The sequence below is a fragment of the Stenotrophomonas sp. S49 genome, from assembly GCF_016624905.1.
In the GTDB taxonomy this organism is placed as follows: Bacteria; Pseudomonadota; Gammaproteobacteria; order Xanthomonadales; family Xanthomonadaceae; genus Stenotrophomonas.
Window position 1 is genome coordinate 1 of sequence record NZ_JACVUD010000161.1, and the last position, 3,244, is coordinate 3,244.

Here is a 3,244-nt window from a genome sequence, read left to right on the forward strand (position 1 = left end):
CGTACTTGCAGCGTCCCCTGCGCAACCCACCCGCCCGGCCAAGCACGGCATTGGATTTGCGCGCCACGCCCCCGCCACGAGGGGCTCAGCCGTTGGCTTTCGCCTTCGCCTCGCGGGCGGCCTGCTGCTCGACCAGGGTCAGCGCTACGTTGTCGCGCAGGTACGCCGGTTCAACGCGTTCGGCGGCAATCGCTTCGCCACGCGCGAAGGCGGGGACCGCCAGGGTCAGCACATCGGACGCGCGCGGCAATGCCGTTGCATCGAAGCCACGCAGCCCAGCACCCAGCTGCGCCACCAATGCGCCGTCGGCGGCAGCGAAGCCACTGCCTACCCCGTAGGCCTGCAGCCCATCCGGCAGCGTCACGGCTGCAGGCGCGCACACGCGCTCGGCGTCGCAGGCCACCGGCAGGCCGTCCACGCGCTCGAAGCGCGCGGCGTACACCTCGCCCATCCGCGCATCGATCACCGACAGAATCTGCGCTTCATCGGCCGGTGCGCGCAGCGCCAGCACCTGCAGCGTTGACACCGGCAGCAACGGGCGGTCCAGCGCCAGCGCAATGCCCTGCGCAATGGCGATGGCCAGGCGCACACCCGTGAATGCACCGGGACCGCGACTGAGCGCGATGCCATCCAGCTGGAGGCGGCTGATACCCGCCTCGGCCAGCAGTACCTCGGCCCAGGGCAGGCTCAGCTCGGCGTGCCGGCGCGGGGCGATCTCGAAGCGTTCCAGCACCTGCCCGTCCACATGCAGGGCAACGGAACAGGCTTCGGTGGCGGTTTCAAAGGCGAGCAGTTTCATCGGGTCAGGTCAGAACAAGGGGAACGTGGCACCGGGGGCCGGCAGTGGGCCCGCAGCAGGCTCGGGCGCCGCTGCGGCCGGCGCCGGCGGGGCAGCGTCCTCGGCCACGGGCGCCCATTGTGGCGCAAAGAAGGCTTGGACATCGGCCAGCGCGCGGGTCTGCCGGAACGGCGGCAGCGAAGACAGGAACACGCGGCCGTAGCTCCGGTTCAGCAGGCGCGGGTCGCACAGCACCAGCACGCCGCGATCGGTCTCGCTGCGTATCAGCCGGCCCACGCCCTGCTTCAGCGCGATCACCGCCTGCGGCAACTGCTCATCGCGGAACGGATTGCCACCCTGGCTGCGGATCGCTTCCAGCCGGGCCTCGTACACCGGGTCATCGGGGGCGGCGAAGGGAAGCTTGTCGATCACCACCACGCTCAGCGCCTCGCCCACCACATCCACGCCTTCGCGGAAACTGGCCGAGCCCAGCAGCACGCCGTTGCCCGATTCGCGGAAGCGCTGCAGCAGGGTCGCACGCGGTGCCTCGCCCTGCACGAACAAGGGCCACGGCCCATCGCGCAGCGCTTCGGCCGCTTCACGCAACGCGCGGTGCGAAGCAAACAGCAGGAACGCCCTGCCCTGCGAAGCGCGCAGGACCGGCTGCAGGGCATGGATCAAGGCGGTGCCGAAGCCCCGCGCGGCCGGATCGGGCAGGCCCTCGGGCAGGTAGCACAGCGCCTGCTCGGGCCAGTTGAACGGACTGGGCTGGACCAGCGTATGCGGATCATCCAGCCCCAGCCGCGTGGCGATATGGTCGAAGCCCCCGCCCACGGTCAGCGTGGCCGAGGTGAAGATCCATGCGGCGCGGCTGCGCTCGCGGTGCTCGCGCAACGGGCCGGATACATCCATCGGCGTGCGCTGGCAGCGGAAGCCGCGCGGTGTCAGTTCATACCAGAGCACATCGGCCGCCGCCGGTGCATCGTTCGGGTCCGCATCGAAATCGAGCACCGGCTCGTCCTCGCCCAGCCAGCGCGCAAGACGCGAAACCGCTTCACGTGCCCGTGCATGGCAGGCATCCAGGCCCGCCGCGGCATCGCGCAACGGCTGCAGCGTCTGCTCCAGAGCCACCAGGCAGCTCATCACGGTGTCGAAGCCGTCGCGCACCTGCGGCATTGCCAGCGCGCGCCACTGCGTGCCCCGTTGCGGCAGCCCTTCCATGGCCAGGCGCAAGGCCAGCAGTGCCTGCTGCAACTGATCAACGCCGTCCTGCAGACTGGCCTGCGCCCCGCCCACACCGCGCGCTTCGGCCAGGCAGTCGCGCCCCAGCTCCTGCCAGGGGCGCATGCCGAAGCCTTCACCGAAGAACTGCGCCGCCAGCTCAGGCAACTGGTGGGCCTCATCGATGACGAAGGCCTGCGCGCCCGGCAGCAGCTCGCCGAAACCATCCTGCTTCAGCGCCAGGTCGGCCAGCAGCAGATGATGATTGACCACCACCACATCGGCGGCCTGCGCGCGTTGCCGCGCGCGCACCACGAAACAGTCATCCCAGAACGGGCAGTCGGTGCCCAGGCAGTTGTCCACGGTGGAAGTGACCATGGGCAACAGCGGTGAATCGTCGGCCACGCCATCCAGCTCGGCGATATCGCCGAATTCGGAGCGACCGGACCAGGCCAGGATGCGCTGGAACTGCGCGGCCTGTTCGGGGCTGGAAAAACGCGGCTCGCCGCGCGCCTGCTGCAGGCGGTAGCGGCACAGGTAATTGGCGCGGCCCTTCAGCAGCGCACTGCGCAGGCCCACGCCCAGCGCCTGGCGCACGCGCGGCAGATCGCGGTGGTAGAGCTGGTCCTGCAGCGCGCGGGTACCGGTGGAAATGATGGTGCGCAGCCCGGACAGCAGCACCGGCACCAGATAGGCGAAGGTCTTGCCGGTGCCGGTACCCGCCTCGGCCAGCAGCAGATCGCGCTGCTGCAGCGCATCGGCGATGGCCTCCGTCAGGCGCAGCTGCGCAGGGCGCGGCACGAACGCATCCAGGTGCGAGGCGAGCGCGCCGCCGTCGCTGAGGGCCTCGCGGCTGGCGTGGACAAGGTCGGACATCAGAGGGAAAGGATACCGGGCCGGGCGCTGCCCGGCACCCGTTTCAAGCCAGGGCCAGAGCCAAAGCCAAAGCCAAAGCGTTGTTCATGGCTCAGGGTTGCTGCGTGCTGGGCGGGGCGGACGGGCTTCGTAGAGTCGAGCTTGCTCGACAGGATCCAGAGGCGGTGTGAGTAACCGAAAAGAAGGGGTCGGAGCCGTTTTCCTGCGGAAAACGGATCCGCCCCCCCCTGGCGAGTGCACGCAGCGCGCGACCCGCTTTTGATCTGCTTTTTTCTTTTCCGTGGCTGGACGCGCCCGGAAACTGTCAGAGGTCGGGCGGGTGGGTTGCGCAGGGGCGCAGGCGCCATGGATGGCGCCTACGAGCTTACA

The 3,244-nt window shown here is 69.6% G+C and carries 2 protein-coding genes; both read right to left on the reverse strand.

Annotated elements, in window-relative coordinates:
* Nucleotides 1-85: 85 nt before the first annotated feature.
* The gene (tsaB, locus tag IAE58_RS19750) at nt 86-799 is read right to left on the reverse strand and encodes a tRNA (adenosine(37)-N6)-threonylcarbamoyltransferase complex dimerization subunit type 1 TsaB (protein ID WP_199934117.1); all 714 of its coding nucleotides are present in this window, start codon (nt 797-799) and stop codon (nt 86-88) included.
* A 9-nt stretch (nt 800-808) separates the two neighbouring features.
* Nucleotides 809-2,875 carry an ATP-dependent DNA helicase gene (locus IAE58_RS19755; RefSeq protein ID WP_199934118.1) on the reverse strand — a complete coding sequence of 689 codons (2,067 nt, stop codon included), beginning with the start codon at nt 2,873-2,875 and terminating at the stop codon, nt 809-811.
* Nucleotides 2,876-3,244 lie beyond the last annotated feature (369 nt).